The organism is uncultured Mailhella sp. (assembly GCF_905187505.1).
GTDB lineage: Bacteria > Desulfobacterota > Desulfovibrionia > Desulfovibrionales > Desulfovibrionaceae > Mailhella.
Window position 1 is genome coordinate 1 of record NZ_CAJJIC010000168.1, and the last position, 4,122, is coordinate 4,122.

4 protein-coding genes are annotated in these 4,122 nt (G+C 63.7%); 1 reads left to right on the forward strand and 3 read right to left on the reverse strand.

All coding sequences use genetic code 11. The features are described 5' to 3' along the window. On the reverse strand, positions 1-276 hold a 276-nt coding region (locus tag QZZ60_RS10820; RefSeq protein ID WP_295641301.1), incomplete at its 3' end, for a hypothetical protein. 141 nt (positions 277-417) lie between these two features. Between QZZ60_RS10820 and QZZ60_RS10825 the strand changes: the two genes are divergently transcribed. Next, positions 418-1,329 carry a hypothetical protein gene (locus QZZ60_RS10825; protein WP_295641303.1) on the forward strand — a complete coding sequence of 304 codons (912 nt, stop codon included), beginning with the start codon at positions 418-420 and terminating at the stop codon, positions 1,327-1,329. A gap of 302 nt (positions 1,330-1,631) precedes the next feature. Here the strand turns inward: QZZ60_RS10825 and QZZ60_RS10830 are convergent, their stop codons facing one another. Both QZZ60_RS10830 and QZZ60_RS10835 read right to left on the reverse strand, forming a co-directional pair. After that, on the reverse strand, positions 1,632-2,777 hold the full coding sequence (locus QZZ60_RS10830) for a DVU_1551 family NTP transferase (RefSeq protein WP_295641304.1): 1,146 nt from the start codon (positions 2,775-2,777) through the stop codon (positions 1,632-1,634). A 186-nt stretch (positions 2,778-2,963) separates the two neighbouring features. Beyond that, positions 2,964-4,007 (reverse strand): XdhC family protein, encoded by a 1,044-nt coding sequence (locus QZZ60_RS10835; protein ID WP_295641306.1) that lies wholly within the window; start codon positions 4,005-4,007, stop codon positions 2,964-2,966. Between the last annotated feature and the right edge of the window lie 115 nt (positions 4,008-4,122).

Here is a 4,122-nt window from a genome sequence, read left to right on the forward strand (position 1 = left end):
GCCTATCTGTATCCGGGCCTTGCGCACGTGCAGTTCCAGATCGTCCACGCTGCCGCGCAGCAGGGCGAGATCCGAGGCGTGAATGGTGGGGACGGGAAAAACGGAAAGGGACACTTCGCCTATGCGGCACTGCACGGAAAGTTTCGATTCCAGAAGCTGAGACACGGTGGAGGCCAGACGCGAGGGCTGAAGCCATGCGAGATAGCCGTAGACCGCCAGTGTGAGAAATATTCCCCACAGCAGCAGAAGTATGGTTCCGAGACGCGGTTTCCGCATATTCCCTCTTGACGGGCCGCGGTACTTTTCGTACCGATTTTTCATGCCCGGGCTGCCCGCATAGTAGAAAACTTGCCGTAAGTACACAAGTAGTAGGAACAGGGCCGCCGCCGACGCGTCGGAAGGGCGACAGGAGTATTCATGACTTTCTATGTCTGCGCGGCCCTTGCCGTGCTTCTCATCGCCGGTCTTTCCGGCGCAGTGCTTCCTTTTGTTTCCGTGTGGGATCACAGACTGGCCACGGCACGACGCCGTTCACTGTACGACAAGAGCGCCGGGCAGACGGAGGCGTTCACGGCGGTTCTTCAGGTGCTTGTCGCGCTGGCTCTCGCCGCCGACCTTCTGGCCGGAGGCTGGATCAACCGTCTCATGACGGGGCCCTGGGCCTTTTTGTGGGAGTGCCTCGTCATTGCTTTTGCCGTGGCGGCGCTGTGCTCCGTGGCGGTGCTTTTCGTGAAGAAGACGGGCCGGATGGTCTTCGGCGTCCTGTCCGGCCTTGCGGGCACGCTTGCCGCGTGCCTTCTCTGCGTGCTGGTCTGGGGCTTCTGCCTCGGTGCGCTTTCCGCAGGTGCCGGCGACGAGGAGAAGGCCGTGCAGTCCTTCATCGTGCTCATGGCGGGCATGCACAGCCTCGGGTTCATCTTCTTTGCGGCCTTTTCCCTTTTTCTCGGACTGACGGGCGCCTATGCCCTTGCTCTGTGCTGGCACATCCTCAGCCGCAACCGTGACGACTTCGGCCGGGATTTCTACACGTTCACCTTGTCCATGCGCGCCCGCCAGGCCTTCTGTTCGGCGCTTCTGCTCACGGTTTCCGCCGCGGCCATGTTCTGGCTCACTCCCGTGGTCGATGCCGGGCACGCGCTGGAGCTGCTGCCCTTTGCGCAGGAATATGCCTCCCATGCCCTGACGGCGGGAATGTTCTGTCTGCCTCTCGCCGCGCTTTTCTGGTACGCCATGGGGCGTGCATCCGTGCCCATGCAGAAGCGTTCGTTCGCCTTCCTTGCGCTGGTACTGCTTTTTGCGGGCACGTATTTTGTGCTCGGCCGCGTATAGCCTGTTTTTCACGATGCAAAAAGCCCTGTCTGCGGAATGCCGCGGCAGGGCTTTTTTTCGTCGTCGGCGGGAGGCGCAACGTTACGGACTGAAGGGACGCAAGCGCGATTCCGGAGTCGGCTGCGTCAGGCGTCGAAACGATGGAGGGAAAGGCGCGCAGGGAAAGCACGTCGCCCGGTCTTGCTGCTTCAACCGGGAATCAGAAAAAGGCACGGCGCAAAAGTGCCGGAGCTTCCTCCTCGATGCTTCGCCTCGTGCGGAGAGGCCGGGCAAGAAGCCGGAAGCCGTTTTCGCGCAGGACATCAGCGGGGGGCAAGCGCTTCTCCGGCCAGCTCCTCGGGGGACTTTCCGCACTCTCTTGCCAGACGTGCTTCCATGGCCTTTGCCCGCTCCATGCGTCCGGCAATGGCGGCCACGGCCTCGGGATCATCGGGATAGCAGGCCATCTTGCTGCGGAAGCGTTCCTCAAGCGGCACGGCTTCTCTTCCGCGCACGAACTTGTCGGCAAGAAAGACCAGTTCCCGTTCGGAAAGAGGCACGTCGTCGGGCACGGTCATGTCGCGGTGATCTTCCACCAGTCTTGCCATGGCGTCCATGCCCCATCCGCGAAGCAGGCGGCCTGCAGCAGCCTCATGGTGCGGTTCTCCCTTGCACACGTCGTGAATGATGCCTCCGGCTTCGGCGAGTTCCTCATCGAGCGTTCTTTCCCCAGAAGCGGCTCTGGCCTCATTGAGCGCCGCGGCAAAGCGGGCGGCCACGCGGCCTACGGCAAGAGAGTGCGTCACACCGCGTTCCTGAGCATGCCGCACGGCAAGAAGCTCCCGTGCCTCTTCCGTCGACAGGAGAGACTGCCGCGGGGCGAGTCTTCTCAGCGCCTCGTATTCGGCGGGAGTGTCCATGTCGCGCAGAATGAAGGAATCCGCCACCGGAACCATGACGGGCGAGAGCCTCTCCACGATGTTCCGCAGACAGGCGTCGTCGCCTGCGGTCAGCACGGCCTTCCGAACGGAGGCGGGAAAGAGCGGAGGGTGTCCGGCCTTCCCCCGGAACGTGGGAATGAGCGGTCTGTCCCCGCAGAACTGAGCGGCATCCAGAAGAGAGCGTACGGTCATGCGTCGCACGAGAGGAATGTCCACAGGATGCACGAAGAGGGGACCGGCATCCCCGGGCAGGGCGGCCATGCCCGCGCGTATGCTGGAGAACATGCCGCGCTCCGGGTGAGCGTTGATGGCGAAGGCGGCATTGAGCCTTTCGGCTTCGCGTCCTGTTTCGTCGGCCCGGTTTCCGCCGACCACCAGGGGAAGAACATCTTCCGACGCGTAGAGCTCGCACAGGGCGGCAAGGGCGGTCTTTTCCCCGTCGGGCAGGGGCAGAGGAAGCAGCGGCTTGAAGCGGGGCGTCATGCGTGAGGAGAATCCGGCGGCCAGAATGAGAGCGTATGCAGGCATAATTCCTTCAAGTAACGGTTGAAGAACAAAAGGAATTCAGAAATGGGGCCTCCGCCGGAACGTGAACGCTGAGGCGGTGGAACGGGATCGTAAGAGCGACGGCCGCGGCATTGTTTTCCCGGGGCAGGGGCGGGCCCCTGCCCCGGGGCGTCGGAAATCATGCGCCGAGGTGGGAGGGGGCGAGCGTCACTTCTTCCGCCATGTCACGGGCGCGGGGGCGTGACGACGCACGGCAATGCATTCGGCAAGAATGCTCACGGCGATTTCTTCCGGCGTTTCCGCGCCGATATCGAGACCTATGGGAGCATGGATGCGGGCGAGATCCTGTTCGGTGAAGCCGGATTCCAGAAGCTTTGCATAAATCTGTCGACGTTTGCGCGTGCTGCCTATCATGCCTATGTAGTGAGCCGGCGTTCTGAGCGCCTGCGCCGCGGCCACGCCGTCGAAGAGATGCCCGCGCGTGACGATGACGATGTAGTCGCGGGGCGTGATGCGGAGAGGCCCGAAGCAGTCGGCGTATTCCGGCGTGACGTGCACCTCGGCGTTGGGGAAGCGTCCTCTGTTGGCGTATTCGGGCCTGTCGTCGAGCACGTGCACGGCGAATCCGGTGAGTCCGGCAATGGCGGCCGTGGGGCGAGACACATGGCCGCCGCCCACGATGATCATGCGTTCCGGGGGCTGGCAGCGCTCGCAGAAATACGTCGTCTCATGGCAGGGCACGAGCGCGGCTTCATCAAGAGGCGCGGCGAGAAGAGAGGCCTTCACCTCCTCGGGCAGAGGAGCTCCATCCGCCGAACCGTCGTCGTAAAGGAGCGTCCATGCCGTGCGGGATGAAGGATAGGGACGCACGATGCGGCAGCCTGCTCCCTCTGCGGCCGTCAGAGCCAGAGAGGCCGTGCGCACGAGGTCTTCCCGGTTCGGCGCAAAGGGCTCGATGAGCACGCGCACCTGACCGCCGCAGATCATTTCCGAGCGTGCGGCCAGCGTGCCGTCCATGGCGATGTCGAGCACGTCCGCTTCCTGGGTTTCACAGGCCTTGCGGCAGGCTTCTATGACTCTGGCCTCGGCCAGACCGCCTCCCGTGGTTCCGCCGAGCAGGCCGGAGGGACCGGCCAGAAGACGGGAGCCCGCGCCGCGCGGCGCGGAGCCTTCCTGAAAGACCACCGTGGCCATGGCGGCGGTTCTGCCTTCCGCCAGTTCAGAGCACAGAAGACGCAGCAGTTCTTGCATGAAAACCTCCTTTGCGGATGAGGCGCAGCACCGGCGCGCCGTCGATATGAACATAGCGTCCCCGCAGGGAGGAAAGCCGCCTGAGGGGACTTTTGCAGGCGCATGGGCCGGGAAG